The sequence below is a fragment of the Bacteroidota bacterium genome (assembly GCA_017303905.1).
In the GTDB taxonomy this organism is placed as follows: Bacteria; Bacteroidota; Bacteroidia; order B-17B0; family Aurantibacillaceae; genus JAHEYG01.
The window spans coordinates 104,205-123,364 of the sequence record JAFLBH010000005.1; the positions used below are offsets into that span (position 1 = coordinate 104,205).

Genomic DNA, 19,160 nt, shown 5'->3' on the forward strand with positions numbered 1-19,160 from the left:
TTCCATAAATAGCGAGTATTATTGCCTATCTTTTGAGTATTGAAATGAGTAGTATTTATAAATTAATACCAACCAAAAAACCTATCCTTTTCGGAATAGTGGTTTTTGTATTTACCATACTCTTGACTTTATCGTTAGTATACCAACGTTACCGCATCATAGAAAAAGAAGACAATGAAAAACTCATAAAAAAAACCGAATCCATTAAAGATCGTTTTCAGGAAGAAATGGCTAAAGACCTTGCGGTGGCCAAAACCTTTGCCTTCATCATAAAAAATTATGGCGTACCAAATGATTTCGACAGTATTGCCAGATTGTTGCTCAATACGAATACCAATATTGATGCCATTGAACTCACACAAAAAGGTGTAATTACCCATGTGTATCCACTAAAGGGAAATGAATCGGTAATTGGTTACGATATACTTGCCGATCCTAAAACAAATAAAGAAGCCTTTAGAGCTATTAAAAAAAACAAACTTTATTTTGCCGGACCAATTAACTTAAAACAAGGCGGCAGCGGCATAGTGGGCCGATTGCCGATATTTATTAAAAATGAATTTTTCGGGTTCTCGGTTGTACTTATTAAATTAAACACACTATTTAAAGCGGTGGGAATAAACGAAGGCGAAGACCCCGACTTTATCTATCAGGTTTCCAAATTCAATCCCAACACCAAAGAGGAAGAATTTTTTCTTTCGAATTCGATTCAGAATAACAGTAACTCCACGTATTCGGTAAATATAGCCGAAGGCGACTGGAACGTGTATGTGAAATTAAAAACAGAAACAGCCTTTAGCAGAGTTTTACCATTTATTGTACTTTCTCTTTTATTTTCATTGGTATGTGGATTATGGGGTTGGTACATTGCCAGAGAGCCACAACGTTTAGAACAATTGGTAAATGAAAAATCGGCCAAAATAGCGGAAGCCGAAACTAATATTAAAAACGTAATGGAAAGGGTAAGCGATGCCGTAATCGCGCTCGACACAAACAACAATTACGTTTATTTAAATGATGAAGCTTTACTTCAGCATCCGGGTGGAAGAGAACATGTCATTGGAAAAAACATTTGGGAGATACACCCCGAATTAAAGGAAACCGCTTTTTATGATAAATATTATGAAGCGCTAGCGACCACAAAAGTTCAGGAGCTTGAATCGTTTTACAAACCTTTAAACGCGTGGTTTAACGCGAAAATGTATCCGGCAAAAGACGGTATTACCATTTTTTACCGAGACATTACCAAACAAAAAAACGCTGAACTGGAAATACAGCACGAGAAACTATTATCCGACTCCATCGTTAACAGCTTGCCCGGCATTTTTTATTTAATAAATACCGAAGGTGAATTTGTACGCTGGAATAAAAACTTTGAAACCATTTCGGGATATAACAAAGATGAAATTAAAAACATGCGCTTCACCGATTTTTTCGACGCGCCGGAAAATAAATTACTCATCGATACGGTAAATCACATTTTGGATAATGGATCGGCCGAAACCGAATCAATGATTCTAACCAAAAACGGCAAAAAAATACCTTATTATATTAACGGTTACTTTCAGAACATTTACAATGCCAATTATATCATTGGGGTTGGAATTGATATTTCGGAAAGAAAAAAACTCGAAGGCCTTGTGCAACGCGCCAATGCGCTTGCCAAAATCGGGCAATGGGAAATAGACCTGATTAAAAACACCGTTTACTGGAGCGAGATTACACGCGACATACACGAAGCGCCCGCCGATTATACACCCAACTTAGAAGAAGCTCTCAGATTTTATAAAGAAGGTTCCATTCGCGATTTGATTACGCAAAAAGCGATGGACGCTATCGAAAAAGGGATTAGCTGGGACGAAGAACTACCTATTATTACTTGCAATAATAACGAACGCTGGGTAAGAACCATTGGTGAAGCCGAGTTTAAAGACAATCGTTGCGTTAAATTATACGGCAGTTTTCAGGATATACACTTGCAAAAGAAAGCCGAAATCAGTCTTGCCCGAAGCGAAGCATTTAACCGCGGTATTTTAAAATCATTGAATTCGCAGATTGCCGTTTTAAATTCGGAAGGCATCATTGTTGAAACCAACGATTCGTGGAATCAATTCTCGCTGCAAAACGGAGAAACAGATTTAAACAAAACTTCGAAAGGAAGCAATTATTTTGAAGTGTGCTTAAAAGCCATGAACAACGGTGATGAAATTGCCGGTGAAGTACTAAAAGGTTTGAAACAAGTATTAAACGGCGAGCTCAACAGTTTTTATTACGAATACCCTTGCCATTCTCCCGAGCAATTACGATGGTTTTCGCTTTCCGTAGTAAAATTCAGCAGCAAGGAAGATATGATTGTAGTGTCGCACGAAAACATCAGCGACCGAAAATTAGCTGAGCAGGAACGCGAAAAAATGACGCACGACCTCATTCAGCGTAATAAAAACATGGAACAGTTTTCGTACATGGTTTCGCATAACCTGCGTGCGCCCTTAACCAATATACTCGGACTCGCGGAAGTATTAAAAATAAAAACGCTTGGCAAAGAAGATTTAACCAAAGTAATGACCGGCGTTTACGCCGCAGCCGTTCGATTAGATGAAGTAATTAAAGACATGAACGAAATACTTACCGTAAAAAATCAAAACTTCATCAATAAAGAAACGGTTGAATTTGAAGCGCTGGTAAAAGACATTTTGTTGAGCATAGAAAAAATAGTGCGGGAAATAAACATCAGCATTAATACCGATTTTAAGCAAGTAGACCGCATGCTAAGCATTAAGCCTTATTTATACAGCGTTTTTTATAACCTTATTTATAACAGCATCAAGTACCGTAAAACAAGCGGACCATTAAACATCTCCATACGTTCGGAATTAAAAGACAATAAAATAAAATTGTATTTCAGAGATAATGGTTTGGGTATTGATGTGGAAAAATACGGCAAGAGTTTATTTGGCATGTATAAACGTTTTCATTTACATACCGAAGGAAAAGGTTTGGGATTATTTATGGTGAAAACACAAGTTGAAGTACTGGGCGGAAGCATTTCAGTGCAAAGTGAAGTTAATCACTGGACCGAATTTTGCATTGAATTTCCGGCGCAATAATTTTTTTCCAAAAAAATTCGTGTACAGTTTGTTCAATTTCACTCTCTGAACATTTTGTTCTTTTCCCTCTGAAAAATCATTCTAAGTTCCTGCTTTCAATAAAATTACAGTAATTTATTTATCGGTTACAAACGGTTACAAATACTTTCTTCCGTGTTTAATCGTTTAAAATACGACTCCCGTTTTTTTGTCACCATACCTTTGTCCTCGTCGAAATCAAAGAACCGTTGCAACGAAATTGAATAAGACATAAAAAATAAAAACAATAATTAATAACGTAAAACCCGCCCGGAATAAAACGGGCACAAAAAAAACAAAGATTATGAATTCAATTAAAAACCGCGTACAGTTAACAGGAAATTTAGGTGCAATGCCCGAAGTAAAAAACTTAGAGAACGGAAATAAAGTAGCGCGATTTTCGGTAGCCACTTCGGAAGATTATTTAAACAAGAAAGGCGATAAAATTACCACCACGCAATGGCATAACATTGTAGCCTGGGGCAAACTCGCCGGTATTGCCGAGCAAGTCTTAAAAAAAGGCGAGCAAGTGATCATCGACGGGAAATTAAGCACCCGCAGTTACACGGCTAAAGACGGCAGCAAACGTTACATCACTGAAGTCATCGCTCAAGAACTTTTAGTGAATAAGAAGTAAGGATTCAGGAGAAAGGATACAGGAGTAAGGAGTTAGGGGTTGGGAGTTCGTAGTTGAGAGATGGTTGAAGATAAATAAGAAGAAAGACTACGAACCCTCCTACTCACAAAAAACATAAAATGGCAAGGTATACTCGCCATCGCGAGCAAAGCCTCGCGACCAGAAATAAATAACAAGAAATAAATAACAAGAAACATTATATACCATGAACGCAATTAAAAATAAAGTACAGTTAATCGGCAATTTAGGCTCGGCACCGGAAGTAAAAGATTTAGACAACGGCAACAAAGTAGCACGCTTCTCATTAGCTACTTCCGAATACTACGTGAACAAAAAAGGCGAAAAAGTAAACGAAACCCAATGGCACAACATTGTGATTTGGGGAAAGCTTGCCGACATCGCGGGACGCTACTTACAAAAAGGATCACAGGTAGTGATTGAAGGTAAACTCAGCAACCGCAATTACACCGACAAAGAAGGCGCTAAAAAATACTTTACCGAAATAGTGGCGAATGAAATGTTGATGTTGGATAAGAAGTAGTGTGCAGTAGAAACCTCGGTAAATAAAAATCCCTCTCGGTAAATCTGAGGGGGATTTTATTTAAAACCTTTCGGTTTCTTAAGACATGTACAAATAATTCATTTTTTTTGATGTTTTTGTTAACATTTTATAATTCAATATATTAAAATAAAGTTTTAAATTGATTTGCTTAAATTAATTCGTATATTTGCTGAGGAAACAGAACCTGTTTTATTATCAATGCCCCTCGATAATACGACAGAAATAACTGAGCTGGAAAACTTATACGAGCAATGGAATGATCCGGAATATTTAAAAGCGTTTTTTGAAAACAACAAAAGCGATTTACAAAATGGTTATTACAACAATCTAACGGTTGACGAAGCGGTGCTTCAAACGCGTGAAGAAGCGAATGAACTTTTTGAAAGATTAAGTGAAATAGAAACGCTGAGTATCTCTGAAAAAAGAGAAGCCTTGAATGTACTGTTTATGCCATTATCGGATTATGATTTACAAATTGAACTTAAACGAAATAAAGCAAAAGCAAAATGGTTGCGGATATATGCCGTTCGGGTAGGTAACGAAAGTTATGTTATAACAGGCGGCACTATTAAATTAACCTTACGTATGGATGAAAGAGAACATACCAAAGAACAAATCAGAAAATTAGATCAATGCCGCGATTATTTAAAGGAAAGAGGAATTTTTGACGAAGAAGGATTAGCAGAGTTTGAAAACGTACATACAGGAAATTATGAAATCGAATAAAATAAAAGAGAAGTTGGAGAAAATTATTTCTCCTAAACCTTCAGGCTTAATGGGCAAAATAAAAGCCCGTAAAGAAAAAGAGGTGTCCCTCGACTGGTCTTTTCGTATTGCATTAAAAGTACTGAACGCTCTTAAAGAACAGCAACTCTCACAGAAGGATTTAGCTTTACAACTTCGCGTTACACCCCAACGCATTACTCAAATTTTAAAGGGCCGTGAAAATCTAACACTAGAAACAATTGCCGCTTTACAAAAAGTTTTAAAAATAAAACTGCTGGAAGTTCCAATGAACACACCTTCATTAAGTGAAAACACGCTAAACATTACCAATGAAGTAGTGGCAGACAGTACACATAACGACGCCTTCAAAACCGGTAAGCTTATGTACTTAAAACCATTTTACAGCAAAACGAATTTAAACATAGAACCCATTGAGTTATATGGTAACAGTGCAAAATAAAAACGAGTTGATACAATACAACCTGCAAAGTGTGGAAACTCAGCTCTTCAATTTTTTTGGAGCCGGTACCGAAACCTTGCGTAAAGACGACATCATACACAACATACATCCCATTGTACATTTTGATGTTGACAACAACCGCATTGTTATAACCATGCAAATAAAAACCCTGATTAAAGCCACATCCGCTTTAATTGTAGAAACAGAATTAGTTTTTACTTATGGCATCATCGATTTTAGCAACTATGTGACACAAGATGCAAACGGCATATGGAAATTCATTAACGAACGTGATAAAGAATTAATTGTTTTACTAATTGGCATCTCCTACTCCACCAGCCGCGGTATATTATTAGAAAAATTAAAAGGCAGCACTTTATCCAATGCGCTCTTACCCATTATTGACCCGCACGATTTCTTTAAACAACAGAAAAAGAAATAATACACTGCTAAGCAAAAATCCCTCTCATAGCGAGAGGGATTTTTTGTTTATGTAAAATAGATTCTGTTTAAAAATGTACGGATATATGCCGATTACCGCCGGAACCGCGCGAATGAGCATACAGTTACTGATTTGCTATAAACTTCTCAATTTCTTCAATTATAAAATAACTTGCAGGAGGAGACCCATATTCAACATGGCAATCTATCCACTCAAATAAATTTACATTGTTCCTTAATTGCCTGAATTCATTTATTAAATAATTTCTAATGTCTCCCCTTGTACCATTAAGCTCATCCCAAATTGTTTGTCTGTTTTCTAAAACGTAAACAATATCTTCAAAATCCTGACTCGTTCTTCCGTCACCCGCGCCTCTGCCTTTAAATGCTTCAAGTTTAGTGGCAATAAAATAAGGCGGACTCAGAATTTTAACCGTGTTATTATCGTCAATCCTATATTCGATTGCATTTTTGAAACCATCAGGATACCATTGATTGCTAAAACCAATTGAATCAGGAGTTGTAGGCATAATGTCCACGATTATGCCCTGAATTATAAATCTGCAAACTACCGTTGATTCCATGTCGTGACGGAAACCCATTGATCTTAATTTTTCTTCGAGCTTGGTTCGTTCATTGTAACTTATAAGCTCAATGATTACATCTACATCATCCGTTGGTCTTATTTCCTGAGTTTGTCTATCGGCGTAGAGCGATGTAGTTGCGCCACCAACAAAAACCACCTTGTCTTTCAGATCGGCCAAATGATTATGTACCGCCTTTATTCTAACTACGTTTGGATGATGGCTCATTTAATATTTGTTTCTTTAATTCTTCAACCGCAAACTTAATCTCTCTTACTTTTCCCACTCGTATAACATCAATTAATGCCATCAATTTATAAAAATCAGGATTATCTTTTACGGCATGAATTTGCCGGGGATAAAGAGGCTCGATTGATAAACCTATCACTTCACCTTTTGAATCAGGCCAAACGTAATTCATTTCGCTTATAAATTTTTCTTTTAAGAAAGGATGCGAATGCGCTGTTGCAATTCCTCTTACCATCGAACCGGGTTGTTGAGGAAAAACATATTTAATACCATGCTCCAAAAACTCCAACAAATTTTGCCGGTTTATTTTCTTTTTTTCATAATCAATAAATTTAGCTTGCCTGCTTCTGTTGAGTGATTCGGAAATTTCGGAAATGCTAATAGCTAAAGCGTTTGAAAGCATCGAGAGTTGCCATGGTTGATTACCTAATGAAACTATTTTCATTAGAACAGCAATATCCTGCGGCCTCATGCCATTATGCTTTCTCATAGCACAAATATAAGCTTATTTTCGCATTTCGCAAATCGCGAAATGCGAAAATTTAACAACAAACAAAAAAACTGATTAATTATCAGCCGGTTACTGAATAAACCCGAAACGAAAGGGTTTGGGACAATTACCTGACAATAGTTTTCGGAACCGCACCGGCACCAATTAAAAAACCCGAATCAGATGATTCGGGTTTTTATTTATATTATCAAGTTCTTTACGATAATACGGTAATACCTTCCAGGTTCGCCTGGTTATTTTTTAAGAAGGCATACGTGATGCTATCCACTTTACAGTTTACAAACTGAACTTTTTTAAACCTATCGTTATACTTAAAAAAGGTGTTTAAAATAGTGGTGTCTTGAAAGGTGACGCCGTAAAACGAACAATGCTCAAAATGACAATCCTCAAAGGTGCCTGTGAAAACTATATCGCTGATGTTTGATTTAAAAAATTTGGTGAACTTCCATACCACGCCATCTACATTGTTCTTCTCTAAATTCGATTCCTGAATTTCCGCGCCTGAAAAATCGGCGCCCGTGAAATTGCATTTTTCAATATTGGCTTTAAAAAACTTAGCGTCGATAAAGGAACATTTGTTGTACTGATTATTTAACAAATTGGAAGACTGAATTTGACTGTCGCGGATATTAGAAGCGGTAAAATCACATAATTCAATATTGTTTTTGGCAAGAATTAAGCCTGATAAATCCGCATTCATAAACTTACAGTTCTTCATGTTGGAAGAGCTGAATTTTTCTTTTAAGTTTTTTAGCCCCGAAAAATCCGCGTCGGCCCAATTACCTTGCGACATGTCCCAATTCCAGTCGAATTTCTTTTTGGACTGAATGCCGGGAATTTCTTCACCTAGTTGAGCCGTGTTTTCTGTTTTTGTTTTTACGAGGTCTTCGCTTTGAAAGGAACCGGAGAAGTAATTAAGGTCAACGCCCAGAATTTCGGCCAAACGATGTAAGGTAGTGATATCGGGCAACGACTCGCCGCGCTCCCATTTACCCACGGCTTGCGGACTAATGGAAACCTGTTGCGCCAGTTCGGCTTGGGAAAAGTTCATTTTCTTTCTAGCTTCGGTAATTTTATTACCAATTGATTTTGAATTTAGCATCATGATTTATGTTTTTAAGATGCCGCAAAGTTATTTCGCTCCATTGCCCTAGTACAAATTTTAGCCGCTACCATTGGTTGTATATACCCTACTCTTGGTTGTTTTGCCACCACTTTAAGTTGTATTACTTATTTTTTAGTGTTTAGGCACACAAAATACCGGCGCCATTCATTTGATGGTACTAATTTACAAATACTTTGTTTTGGACTTTTTAAAGCTTATTAAGGTAAAAAAACTTATAGCTATAGTAAATTTACAAAGTATCCTCATAAATTGCGGCGCAGGGATTGCAAATCCGCGCGAATGGGGTTTATCATTCAATCTGTCTTTTTCGTTTGTAATGAAGTTGTGTCAGCCCTGTTTCAAATGATTTTGCATTTAATAATTCAAGTTCTTGTTCAGGTCTGTTGTCTTTAAATAGTCGTGTCCCGTTACCCACCAAAATAGGTATAACAGAAATTATAAATTCATCTATCAAGTCGTGCTGTAGAAGTTCATTGATTATTTCTGCTCCACCGTCACAATAAATGTTTTTTCCTTTTTCAGATTTTAGTCGTTGTACTAATTCTGTCAAGTTACCTGAATAAAATGTAGTTCTACCAACACTTGGTCTCTCAGTTCTTGTTATTACATACACGTCTCGTTGTCCGTTGTCGTAGTGAGAAGACCCAATTTCTTTCAGCACATAATCATAAGTTTTTCTACCAATAATTAAGGTATCAATGTTTGCCGTAAATTCTGCATAACCGTAATCTTCCCCTTCTTTTTCAACTATATTCAGAAAACTCAGGTCGTCATTTGGTTTTGCAATGTACCCGTCTAAACTTGTCGCTATAAAAAGTGATAATTTTCGCATTGTCGTTTCTTTCTTTGTTCTTGCCTATATTATTTTGTGCCGGCGCCATTCATTTGATGGTACTAATTTACAAATACTTTGTTTTGGATTTATAAAGGTTATTAAAGTATAAAAACAGAGTGACTACAACAAATGCACGAAGCGTATCATTTAAATTGCGGCGCACGGATTACAAATCCGCGCGAACGGGGTTGAAAGTTCTAACAATATATTATGGCTTCTTTTTTATATATTTATTAAACTTTAGAATAAACTTTAGAAATGAAAGAAAATTCGAAATGTACATTTAACACTAATGTAAAGACAGCTTATATCAAAGGCACTAACGTTACACCAAGAGTTTTATTGGATGCAAAAAGGAATATTATTGATATTAAAGGCAAGGCTATTAGCACCTCTGATAATACTTTATTTGGCGATATAAGAAAATGGATTGATCACAACTCCTCTGATTTTTCAAAATCTGTTAATGTAAATGTAGCCTTTGATTATTTCAACACTCATTGCTCAAAAGAAATTCTTGATCTATTCAAGATGCTAGAGGGCTATCACAAAAGAGGTAGTAATATAAATGTAAATTGGCTACACGAAGAAGAAGATGAAGATATGTTAGAAGCCGGTGAAGATTATCAGGCAATTATTGACATTCCATTCAAAATGGTGCAGCATAATAATCCACTAGAAATGGATGACACCTATTATGAAGAAAATGCAGAAGATCCCAAAGAACATAAAACCCTAATAATTGATATTAATCAGGAAATACTTAAATATTTAGCAAAACATCCAGAGTATTTACATGATTTGACACCGAGAAAGTTTGAGGAATTAGTCGCAGACATTCTAAAAGATTTTGGGTTTGATGTAGAGCTAACAAAAATCTCAAGGGATGGTGGTAGGGACATTATAGCAAGAATAAGAAATAGTCTAACAAATATATTAATGTTTGTTGAATGCAAACATTATGCCCCTGATCGTCCTGTAGGTGTAGACATTATTAGACAAGTTGTTGGGGTTAACGAAATTTTTAAGCCGAATAAAAGTTTGATTGTTACCTCATCATATTTTACAAAAGATGCAATTAAGGAAAGGAATTTAATCGAGACAAAATTAGATTTAAAGGATCATTTGGATATCAAAAATTGGCTTGAACGATACAAATAACGTATTGGGGCGTGGCGCAGTGATAGATTTCGGAGCACAAAACTGTCAATACACTACAAAGGTTGATTCGAGGCAGAATATTCAATTAACCATGTCATCCGCCACTGATCCAAACGTCTATTTGGGTTTTTGTTATTTCTCTTTCAATTCGTTTAGAACTTCATTAATACTTGTAACAATTCTTTTAGCAAGTCTGCCATCAATATGCCCTTGAGTATGTACTAGTTTATTTCTTACCATAACCCATTCCATTAAGTCTTTATAATGATTCTTATTTATTAGTTCCTCTTTAAATGTCAATTCCAAAAGTTGTCGCATTGAGTAAGGCTTAAACCTTAAATCAATTTTCTTTTCTATTTTACTTCTTAATTGTGTTTCTAGTAGAGTGACAGCAGAAATCACAGCAGCTCTATATTCTTTCTTAGACAATAATCTTTGTGGTTCATCTTCAAAGCCTGCTTGTAGCTCTTGATAAAGTTGTGAAAAGGCTTTTTCTAATGGAACAGTAAAGTCATCAATGTTCTCAAAAATATTGTTCGGTCTTATTAAATAATATTCATTTGAAAACTCGTTTGGTATTGATGAGCCTTCTTCTGAAATTAAAATTGTCTTTATTTTTTTCTTTTTTGCTTGAATTAACTTTACGATTCCTAATTCAAATAATGATGTTTGGTTAGATATGTCAATTACAACAACACTTGACCGTTCAATTAAAGCTGAGATTTTTGCAGCTATATTATTTCCTTGGGTTAATACATCATCAGCAGTAATTGGCGCAAAGCCATAAGTTTCTGCTATTGGGAAAATGTATTTTTTGTAAAGACTTAATGTATTATAGGGAACTGAAAAATAACAAAGTCTACTTGTTTCAGAAGACTCCTTCTCCATTGTTAGTTCGATTAATGGATCCTCTTCCGTTATTGTGGCTATGTTAGGGTATTCTCTTGTCCAATAATCTCTTAACTCTTCAAAGACATCTTCAAGAACTTGGCTGTATGATTTGGTTCCTTTGGGAATATTAATAACCTTAACTCCTCTTCTTTCAAATCTTGTAATCTCTTGTGGCGTGCTATTTATGCGTAATGTGTAAGCTTGTCTTTTGAGGTTTCCAAGTCTATCTTTTATTAGTTGATAAACTTGTCTTAAATCTGGGTCGTCAAGGCTGTACCCAATGAAAAGTATCGTTTTTGAAATGAATAAATTTGCTAGAAACGTAGATATCATTGGGTATCTATTTAGAAAACCATCATAGTCTTCTTCTGTAGCAACAATTCTTTTTGGGTGATGCAGGTCACCGTGAATTTTGAAAAGTGCGATATCTTTAGGATTACCGTTGGCAATTGACAACTGTTCTTCTTCAATTATTGGTCGGCAATACCTTGAAACTAGCCCATATCCTTCTTCAAGTAAAAAATCAAAATTCGTAGTCGCAACAGATTGAAAGGGGAGGCTACAAAAAGATTTATGGGCATTACCAGCTTTTAGTTGACCAGTGAGCAATAAATCACTTAATTTTTCTACAAGCTTCGCCCTAGAATATTCATGTTCGTAAGCAGAAATGGCGTCAATTGCTCCATTATAATTATAGTCGGGTATTAAGTTGGCAAATGTTTTACCAAGTTCCTCCCAGTCAGGAATATTTTTTCCTTTCGGAATTTGTGCGTTTTTTGAAAAACCAGCTCCAATTATTGGGAGAACTCGTCCTTTTACTAAATCCTCTAGGAATGGTTTAGGAAAAAGAGGTATGTATTTGTAATTACTCATTGTCTTTTTTTTAATAATGTCGTTTTATAATAAGCCATAATTGATTAGGGCTTTATATTAGTATGCTTTTGAAACCTTAAATTGACCATTACTAACATTTACTTTGCTTAGAACTATATTCTCAACTCTGCCTTTAAGAAGATAATCTATTAATGACTGTCACTTCCGTTGCTATTTCAAATTTCGTTTTACATAATCAGAAACTTCACTGTGTAAATTATTCCAAGCAGCGGGCGCTTTTGTTTCTCCCACGTATAATTTATCGCCATTTGACAACCCTACATTCAAATAATCTCTTACAGAAACAACCGTAGCGGTTGTAAAAATCAAACAAGAATTATTTGTCAAGAAAGCATATTGCCCGTATTGTCTAATTTTCTCTTCAAATACTTTCCGATTATTTATAATTGAGTTCTGAAACTCATATATTATGATTAATGCCCTCATTTTGCTTGATAAATTTTATGGATTTCCGTTGCAATTAACTTAACAAGTTCAATGCACTTAATAGCATCTTTTTCGCAAATTTTATTTTCAGTTAAATCCGTTTGATTTAAATCATGGTCGCCACAATGAACAATTAAATGTCTCATTGTCGTGTATCGTTCTAAGTCACCAATCAAGTTGTCTGGACTAACGTTGGCGCTTTTAGTTATCTCTTTAAACACCTGACCAATACCAGCCAACTTCATATACTTATCAATTGACTTTTGTCCTTGAAACGACTTCTTCTCAAAATCAAGATCAAACTTCTCAATCACCTTATCAATAAAATCTGCATCGAGAACAACATGGTAAAGTGATTCCTTATTAAAGAGCTCATCTTTAATATAGGCCTTCAAATCTGATGAAAGCGTTCTATCAGTTATGCGCTGCTTAATCTCAGCTGTCAAAAAGGTTTTTACATAAGCATCAAGAGCCGAGATTGATAATACCACAACAGCACGATACGAATCAAGAATTTTGTCCTCCGGAATCGGAAGTTTATGCCCTTTTTCGTCAATATTGATTTTGTGGAGATTTTCAGCGCGTCTAATTCCGCTTAAAAATATTTTGTAGGCTCGTTCTGATTTATCCTTACCCTTCTTTTCTAAAGGCTCAGTATCCTGGCCGGTTACAGGACTTTCAGAATTCGGATTATCAATTGCATCTTCCATTTTCACTTTTTAATACTTATTATTATAATCATCTTTTAGAATTACTGATAACATTTTGAGACTTGGTGTTGACTTTACAGAACTAATTATCCAAACGAACCGCAACTTAGCCAAACCATCATCCAATTGTAAAATAACACTAAGCTACTTCAAGTGACAGTTTATTCCATGAGTCTAAACCAATCCCTAACGCTGATTTGAAGTCTCAATTCTTCGTCCTCAGCCAACTTTGTACAGTGCGCAATTGGTCCACGAAGAGTATTAAGACTTGACATTACCTTTTCTACAGCCTTTACACTATTGAAAATTGTTCCAAATACCGCCCAGTTACTTTTTATTATTTCACCTAATTCACCGAACGTAGTGAAGTCTAGCGGCTCTTCTGAACGAAGCGTCACACCTGAGTCAATTTCTTTTTGAATTCTTTTTTTTACTTCGTCTTTTACTATTGTAGGGACTTTTTCGTCCCACCAGTTCTGTCCTGAAGCTTCCAGTGCAGTTGTAATTAAGTCCCTTATTGATTTTTCCAAACAGTAAAATATTTCATAATGCCTAGCCATTGACTTTGCTTCGTTACGGATATCCAACTCGAACTGCGGATAATAAACATTGTCCTTTTCAATTTTACTTTTTTTTCGACCTAGATCAACTTGGAGCGAAGACTCAACTCTATCCAGGTCTAGCTCTGTAAATTGATTTGCTATACCGAAGAGTTTTATTAGGTTTTCAGAATCTTTCAATTTCATTTCTTTAATAAGTTTTCTTTTAAACTCTTAAATATTGCGTCAAACACCTTAATATCTGACGTCTCGGGTAGATTTAAATTTATCGTGTAGGACAGATTTATGCCATTAAGTTCAGAAACCTTTCTTTTTTCTTTATGTTCGTCGGTGTCATCGGTATCATGCTCGCCTTTGCTAATACCATTTTCCAAAGTCTTTGTTTCTATAGCACTTGTAATATCAAAATTCGCATAAAGTTTTAGTGTATCGATTGTCCGAATCAATGCATTTAGTGTGACCGAATTTGCTTCGAGCTCAAGAACCTCAATAAGAAAGTTTTTAAGGTCTGTTTTATTTAGATTATGGAAATATTCGTTTCGAGAGTAAAGATTGCTATAGGCCACTTTAATCGCCTGAGCCATCGCGTTGCCAGATATCTTTTTATCTGGATTTCTGAACTTTTTGTATATATCACTAGGTGTCCCGTCGTTTGAGATAAAACCAATTCTCTTAAGGAACGGAATGAAAGGTAATGTACTACCTGACTTTGTGAATTTTAAATTTGTAAAAAGAAAATCGTGACTAAAACGAGCAGGAGGAGGGGCCTCCTGAATTTTTTTCAGTAAATCCTGAAGTTGTCCTGTCGAATTTAGATAGGGAGGTAATTCTTTTGCCATATTGTTTATATAATTCTGTCTCTTTTATTAATTGCTGCTTTAAAGCTTATTGTCAGCTCAAATAAATATTTGAATTCTCATAATACATAAATCTACTCCATCCTCTCCCCCACGTCAATTTCCTCACTCATTATTAAAGCGCATTCCCTAATTGGTTAAAGTACCATTAGGCAAATAAATGCTAAACACAGTACCTGTTTTTAATTTGCTTTCCATGGCTATGTGTCCGCCTAATTTTTTTACGCAGCGTCTTACCGTGTACAAACCAAGTCCACTGCCTTCGCTGATGCTGGTGCCTTTAAAAAACATTTTAAAAACATTTTTCTGTGCTTCTTCACTCATGCCCATGCCATTATCTTCTACTGTTATTCTTACGCCACGCCCTTCGCTCACTATTTTAATTTTTACAAATGGGTTTTTCTTACTCTTGTCGCGGTAGTGCACGGCGTTTTGTATGAGGTTGGTAAAAATGGTGGTGAGTAAAGTTTTGTCGGTGCAAAATTCTCCTTCCACATCAATATACCTGTCCATTCTTACTTTACTCATGCCCTCCGGCGAAGGATAACTGTAAATTACCGCGTTAAGTACTTCTTCAAAATTAATGGGCTCATGTTTTACATCGCCTTGTCGTATGCGTGTGGTCTCCACCAAACTGCTCACTACTTTGTCCATGAGTTCGGTTTGCTGTTTAATCATGTTCAAATAATGCAGGGCTTTAGAGCTGTCTTTTAATTCAAACTGCGCTACGTTTATTAATCCTAAAGCGGTGGTAATGGGCGAGCGTACATCGTGTGAGGCTTTGTAAATAAAGGTTTCCAAATCATCAATGGTTTCTACTAAGTCGGTAATTTCTTTGCTGGCTATGCATAAACCGTCGCCTACCTGAAAGGCGCGCAAGCGTATGTATATGCCGCCTAATTTAGGGTGTAGTTTTAATTGATCAATTTCGTAAGTGCCGCCGTTTTCAATGATGTTTTGGTAAATGGCGTAACGGCCGGAGGGTTTACAGTCGGGAGAAATGACATTGATGTTTTTCCCTAAGGTGTCTTCTTTTTTGAGGCCGAGTGCTTCATAAAAAGCTTTGTTGGCATCTACTAAATTAAGGTGCCGGTCGTAAATGGAAATCAGCATATCGGAGTTTTCAAAAAACTCTACCCGGTATTGCTTATTTTTCAACATGGGTTCCATATACTTTTCTTGTATCTCCACTTATTCTTTTGCGCGCTTAGTAATTTATTTGAATGCCATTTTTCATTCCGCCGTTTTTTTTGCCGCTTGCATTTTAATGTTGTAGGTATTGTCTACAATCTGCTTTACCATTTTATCGAGTTCAACAATGGATGTTTTGAGGCGCTGCATAATTTCGCGGTTGCCCGGATGTTCGGGTTTTTCGAAATTAAACAGGTCGTGCAAACCTAATATATGCGCGATGGGTACTCTTACCTGATGCGATTGCATAAAGGCGATATCGTAGAGCATCTCGTTCTGCATTTTTAATTCGTTATACGCGTACACGTTTTCAATGGAAACGGATGTAATGTCGGCGAGTGATTGCAGTAATTCTATTTCTTCGGCTGTTGGCTCATGGTGCTTGGCCCAATAATTGCCAATGGCGCCAATAGGACTCAAAGTACGAATGGGTACCATAACCAAACTTTTTACAAAGGTTGGTCGGTAGGCTTCTACCGGTACCCGTTCGTCTTGATATATATCGGGGATGATGGCAACTTCTTTGTGGGTCATGCTCCAGCCACTCACGCAGGAGTGTAAAGGAAAACGCTGACCTTTCCACAGGGGACTAATAGCGTCTTCGTTGGCGTAATAACATTTGTCGTTGTCTTTCAGAACAAAGGCGGCGCCGTCGGCGCCGGTAATTTTTCGCGCGGCTGTACGTACAATATCGGTTATGGTTTCGATATCGCGCGCCAGTGAGAGCTGTTGTACGGTATTAACGAGTAATCTTAATTTACCTATCTCCATAAGTGATCCATTAATAAGTAAAATTGTTTTTTTTAGATGGAACTAATGTAGTGATTTAGACCACTCAGATTATGTGTATTTTTACGTCTGCCTTGTAGTTCTTATTCTACAAAAAGTTGATTTGGCCGGATTTTCCGCAATGAAAATGGTTTATTGTCCGTAAAAACGAAAAGGCTGCTCCCCCGGAACAGCCTTCGTTTATTGCGCAGTAAAATCTACCTAAAAAAACTACACAATATCACACATGAAAACAAACCAACATTTAAAAACCTTGTAAAGCCATGATCTTTTTTACAGTTTTATCATTATTGGTACACACTTCAATTAAGTACATGCCGTCCGCGGTGTTAAGTTCAACTTCTTCTACACCGTTCATGACTTGTACATTTTTTTGTGCTATCAGTTTACCGCTTACTTCGTAAACGCTGATGCGCACATCGCTTATTTGGTTAAGCTCCAGTTTTACCTGAGCTTTATTTTGATAATAGTGAATGGAAATTTGCTGATTCAATTGTTGTTCGTTAATGCCGCTGAATCCGTTCACCACAATTGTTTTTTGTACTTTTTCGGCACAAATATTATCGGAAGCGGTAAGCTCTACGGTATAAATACCTGCCGAAATAAAGGTGTGTGAAGGATTAGTTTGATTGCTAATAATAGTACCGTCGCCAAAATTCCATTGTAAATTGGTGTAATGAATACTGTTGTTAAGCGTTTGAATGGTTCCGTTTTGTACTGTTACGGTGTCTTTATCGGTATCAAATGCCGCCTTTAAATTGGATGAGCTTTTTACCGCGTAATAGCTGGTGTCTTTACAACCATTGGCGTCGCTGAGTATGAGTGTGTAAACTCCCTGATACAATCCGCTGATAATGGCGCTACTTTGGGAATTACTCCAATGATAGGTATAGGGCGCGGTGCCTCCGCCTACATTACTTGCATTAATAAATCCGTTGTTACTTGTTCGGCAACTGGTCCAACCTGTAACGCTATTTACTTGCAATGGTGCCGGAGTGGTAATTATAATGGTATCTTCCAGATTGGGACAAAATGAAATGTTTCCTGATAATTCGATGGGATATACACCCGGCGACAAATTTTTCAGTGAATCGATATTGGTGATGCCGTTATGATTTGTTAAGCTGTTTCCAATGGCATCTTTAAGCGTAAGATCCCAGAGTCCGGCTTGCGGGGCTTGCACAAATATGGAGCCGTTAGTTGAATAACTGCAAGCGGGTTGCGCTACAGTGTAATCAACCGCGCTCATGATGTGCAAAACAAATAGCGGCGCGGTAGTTGTATCGCTGATGGTAAACGAATACGATGAGCCGGCGATAAAATCTTCGAATAGGCCTGTGCTTTTATCTTCGAGAAACATACAGGCTTGCGAAGGTAGTACCAGCGACGAATCGCGAATGAGTACACATTTTCCGGCTACACCTTGTTTTACTCTTACAGGAATATTGTATGAGGCTTGTCCGCATTTGTAATAATTCGTTTGAAAATCGTTGCCCGCGTTTACTACGGAGATATACGGATTCAAGGAATTAGTTAGCGGTGCTTTGCTTACATCGTAACCCGCATCGTAACCCGCGGTGGTGGCGGCATTAAATCCGATGGTGGTATGATCGGAAGTTCCGTTTCCAAGGAGCGTGAGCTTAATTTGTCCGGCGAAGTTAGCCTGGGCATTTGCGCTCGTGGCGGTTAAAAATCCCGCGATAAAGAGTAGCGGCAGGATTTTTTTAAAGGCCGTATGAATAAATATGTTTAGGTAGTTGATCATGGTAGATTTTTTTGTGTTTTATTTAGCGTGACGATAATCTTTCTAAACCGTTTGGTGAAGAGTATAAGGCACGTTTAATGTTTTTGGTGTATTCTTCGTTGTAGTTAAATAATTCTCTCTTGTTAGAGAATTCGATAACTGCCGATGGGAAATCCTGAGTTTCTTTATCTAATTGCGCGAATTCGGTTTCGGTAATTAATTCGGCAGTAAATTCCAATTGATATTGCCAGTTAAGGTAAGAGCGCTTGCTAACTGAAGTATTTAAGCTGATTAATTTAGGCGCGTAACCTTGCTTGTAAATTTTAATGGCGTAAAATTTTCCTTCGGTTAAATAGAAGTTAAATTCGCCTCTGTCGTGGCAGGTTACGGTATCAATTACAGTATTTCCTTCAATGAGTTCTACTTTGTAAAAACCGCTTTGCGCTAATAAAGGGCGTTTAATTTTTCCGGTTACTTCCAATAAAGGTAATTTGTGATACACATAAGAAGTAGTGTCGGTTGGAATAGCAACTAATTTGCTAAATGACATAATCATTACTGTAATGATGATGCTTACGATTGTTGATTTTGTTTTCATGGCTTTTGTTTTTAATTATTGTTATTTGTTTTATTTGATACAAAGTAACGGCGGTAAAAAAGCGTGGGCAATTTCAAAAGACG

General features: G+C 36.6%; 20 protein-coding genes. 7 read left to right on the plus strand and 13 right to left on the minus strand.

Annotated features, from left to right (window positions below):
- The first annotated feature begins 44 nt into the window (after positions 1–44).
- The 6 genes from J0L69_15790 to J0L69_15815 all read left to right on the plus strand — a co-directional run bounded on the left by J0L69_15790 (position 45) and on the right by J0L69_15815 (position 5,952).
- The gene (locus tag J0L69_15790) at positions 45–3,107 is read left to right on the plus strand and encodes a PAS domain S-box protein (protein ID MBN8694656.1); all 3,063 of its coding nucleotides are present in this window, start codon (positions 45–47) and stop codon (positions 3,105–3,107) included.
- A gap of 322 nt (positions 3,108–3,429) precedes the next feature.
- Positions 3,430–3,762 (plus strand): single-stranded DNA-binding protein, encoded by a 333-nt coding sequence (ssb, locus tag J0L69_15795; GenBank protein ID MBN8694657.1) that lies wholly within the window; start codon positions 3,430–3,432, stop codon positions 3,760–3,762.
- 205 nt (positions 3,763–3,967) lie between these two features.
- On the plus strand, positions 3,968–4,303 hold the full coding sequence (locus J0L69_15800) for a single-stranded DNA-binding protein (protein ID MBN8694658.1): 336 nt from the start codon (positions 3,968–3,970) through the stop codon (positions 4,301–4,303).
- 165 nt (positions 4,304–4,468) lie between these two features.
- On the plus strand, positions 4,469–5,050 hold the full coding sequence (locus J0L69_15805; GenBank protein ID MBN8694659.1) for a hypothetical protein: 582 nt from the start codon (positions 4,469–4,471) through the stop codon (positions 5,048–5,050).
- The gene (locus J0L69_15810) at positions 5,037–5,510 is read left to right on the plus strand and encodes a helix-turn-helix transcriptional regulator (GenBank protein MBN8694660.1); all 474 of its coding nucleotides are present in this window, start codon (positions 5,037–5,039) and stop codon (positions 5,508–5,510) included. The genes J0L69_15805 and J0L69_15810 overlap by 14 nt, the downstream gene beginning before the upstream one ends.
- Complete coding sequence (locus tag J0L69_15815) at positions 5,491–5,952, plus strand: hypothetical protein (protein MBN8694661.1); 462 nt, start codon at positions 5,491–5,493, stop codon at positions 5,950–5,952. Before J0L69_15810 ends, J0L69_15815 begins: the two co-directional genes overlap by 20 nt.
- 124 nt (positions 5,953–6,076) lie before the next feature.
- On the opposite strand, the gene J0L69_15820 is transcribed toward J0L69_15815, so the two are convergent.
- From J0L69_15820 to J0L69_15835, 4 genes are all read right to left on the minus strand, one after another.
- Positions 6,077–6,763 carry a hypothetical protein gene (locus tag J0L69_15820; protein MBN8694662.1) on the minus strand — a complete coding sequence of 229 codons (687 nt, stop codon included), beginning with the start codon at positions 6,761–6,763 and terminating at the stop codon, positions 6,077–6,079.
- The gene (locus tag J0L69_15825; GenBank protein MBN8694663.1) at positions 6,738–7,274 is read right to left on the minus strand and encodes a hypothetical protein; all 537 of its coding nucleotides are present in this window, start codon (positions 7,272–7,274) and stop codon (positions 6,738–6,740) included. The genes J0L69_15820 and J0L69_15825 overlap by 26 nt, the downstream gene beginning before the upstream one ends.
- A gap of 217 nt (positions 7,275–7,491) precedes the next feature.
- Positions 7,492–8,397 carry a pentapeptide repeat-containing protein gene (locus J0L69_15830; protein MBN8694664.1) on the minus strand — a complete coding sequence of 302 codons (906 nt, stop codon included), beginning with the start codon at positions 8,395–8,397 and terminating at the stop codon, positions 7,492–7,494.
- 313 nt (positions 8,398–8,710) lie between these two features.
- Complete coding sequence (locus tag J0L69_15835) at positions 8,711–9,253, minus strand: dihydrofolate reductase (protein MBN8694665.1); 543 nt, start codon at positions 9,251–9,253, stop codon at positions 8,711–8,713.
- Between the two features lie 261 nt (positions 9,254–9,514).
- On the opposite strand from J0L69_15835, the gene J0L69_15840 reads away from it, so the two are divergent.
- On the plus strand, positions 9,515–10,417 hold the full coding sequence (locus J0L69_15840) for a SiaC family regulatory phosphoprotein (GenBank protein ID MBN8694666.1): 903 nt from the start codon (positions 9,515–9,517) through the stop codon (positions 10,415–10,417).
- 132 nt (positions 10,418–10,549) lie between these two features.
- Here the strand turns inward: J0L69_15840 and J0L69_15845 are convergent, their stop codons facing one another.
- The 9 genes from J0L69_15845 to J0L69_15885 form a co-directional block, all read right to left on the minus strand.
- Positions 10,550–12,181, minus strand: coding sequence for an SIR2 family protein (locus tag J0L69_15845; GenBank protein ID MBN8694667.1), 1,632 nt, complete (start codon positions 12,179–12,181; stop codon positions 10,550–10,552).
- A 171-nt stretch (positions 12,182–12,352) separates the two neighbouring features.
- Positions 12,353–12,628, minus strand: a complete 276-nt coding sequence (locus tag J0L69_15850) for a hypothetical protein (GenBank protein MBN8694668.1) — start codon at positions 12,626–12,628, stop codon at positions 12,353–12,355.
- Positions 12,625–13,338 (minus strand): hypothetical protein, encoded by a 714-nt coding sequence (locus J0L69_15855; GenBank protein ID MBN8694669.1) that lies wholly within the window; start codon positions 13,336–13,338, stop codon positions 12,625–12,627. Before J0L69_15855 ends, J0L69_15850 begins: the two co-directional genes overlap by 4 nt.
- 161 nt (positions 13,339–13,499) lie before the next feature.
- The gene (locus J0L69_15860; GenBank protein MBN8694670.1) at positions 13,500–14,084 is read right to left on the minus strand and encodes a hypothetical protein; all 585 of its coding nucleotides are present in this window, start codon (positions 14,082–14,084) and stop codon (positions 13,500–13,502) included.
- Complete coding sequence (locus J0L69_15865; protein MBN8694671.1) at positions 14,081–14,737, minus strand: DUF5343 domain-containing protein; 657 nt, start codon at positions 14,735–14,737, stop codon at positions 14,081–14,083. Before J0L69_15865 ends, J0L69_15860 begins: the two co-directional genes overlap by 4 nt.
- A gap of 147 nt (positions 14,738–14,884) precedes the next feature.
- Positions 14,885–15,946: a PAS domain-containing sensor histidine kinase gene (locus J0L69_15870; GenBank protein ID MBN8694672.1), complete on the minus strand. Its 1,062-nt coding sequence runs from the start codon at positions 15,944–15,946 to the stop codon at positions 14,885–14,887.
- Positions 15,947–15,988: 42 nt separating this feature from the next.
- Positions 15,989–16,717 (minus strand): GAF domain-containing protein, encoded by a 729-nt coding sequence (locus J0L69_15875; GenBank protein ID MBN8694673.1) that lies wholly within the window; start codon positions 16,715–16,717, stop codon positions 15,989–15,991.
- A 262-nt stretch (positions 16,718–16,979) separates the two neighbouring features.
- Positions 16,980–18,500, minus strand: a complete 1,521-nt coding sequence (locus tag J0L69_15880) for a T9SS type A sorting domain-containing protein (GenBank protein MBN8694674.1) — start codon at positions 18,498–18,500, stop codon at positions 16,980–16,982.
- A gap of 22 nt (positions 18,501–18,522) precedes the next feature.
- Entirely contained in the window at positions 18,523–19,077 is a 555-nt protein-coding gene (locus J0L69_15885) for a hypothetical protein (protein ID MBN8694675.1), read from the minus strand.
- Positions 19,078–19,160: the final 83 nt, after the last annotated feature.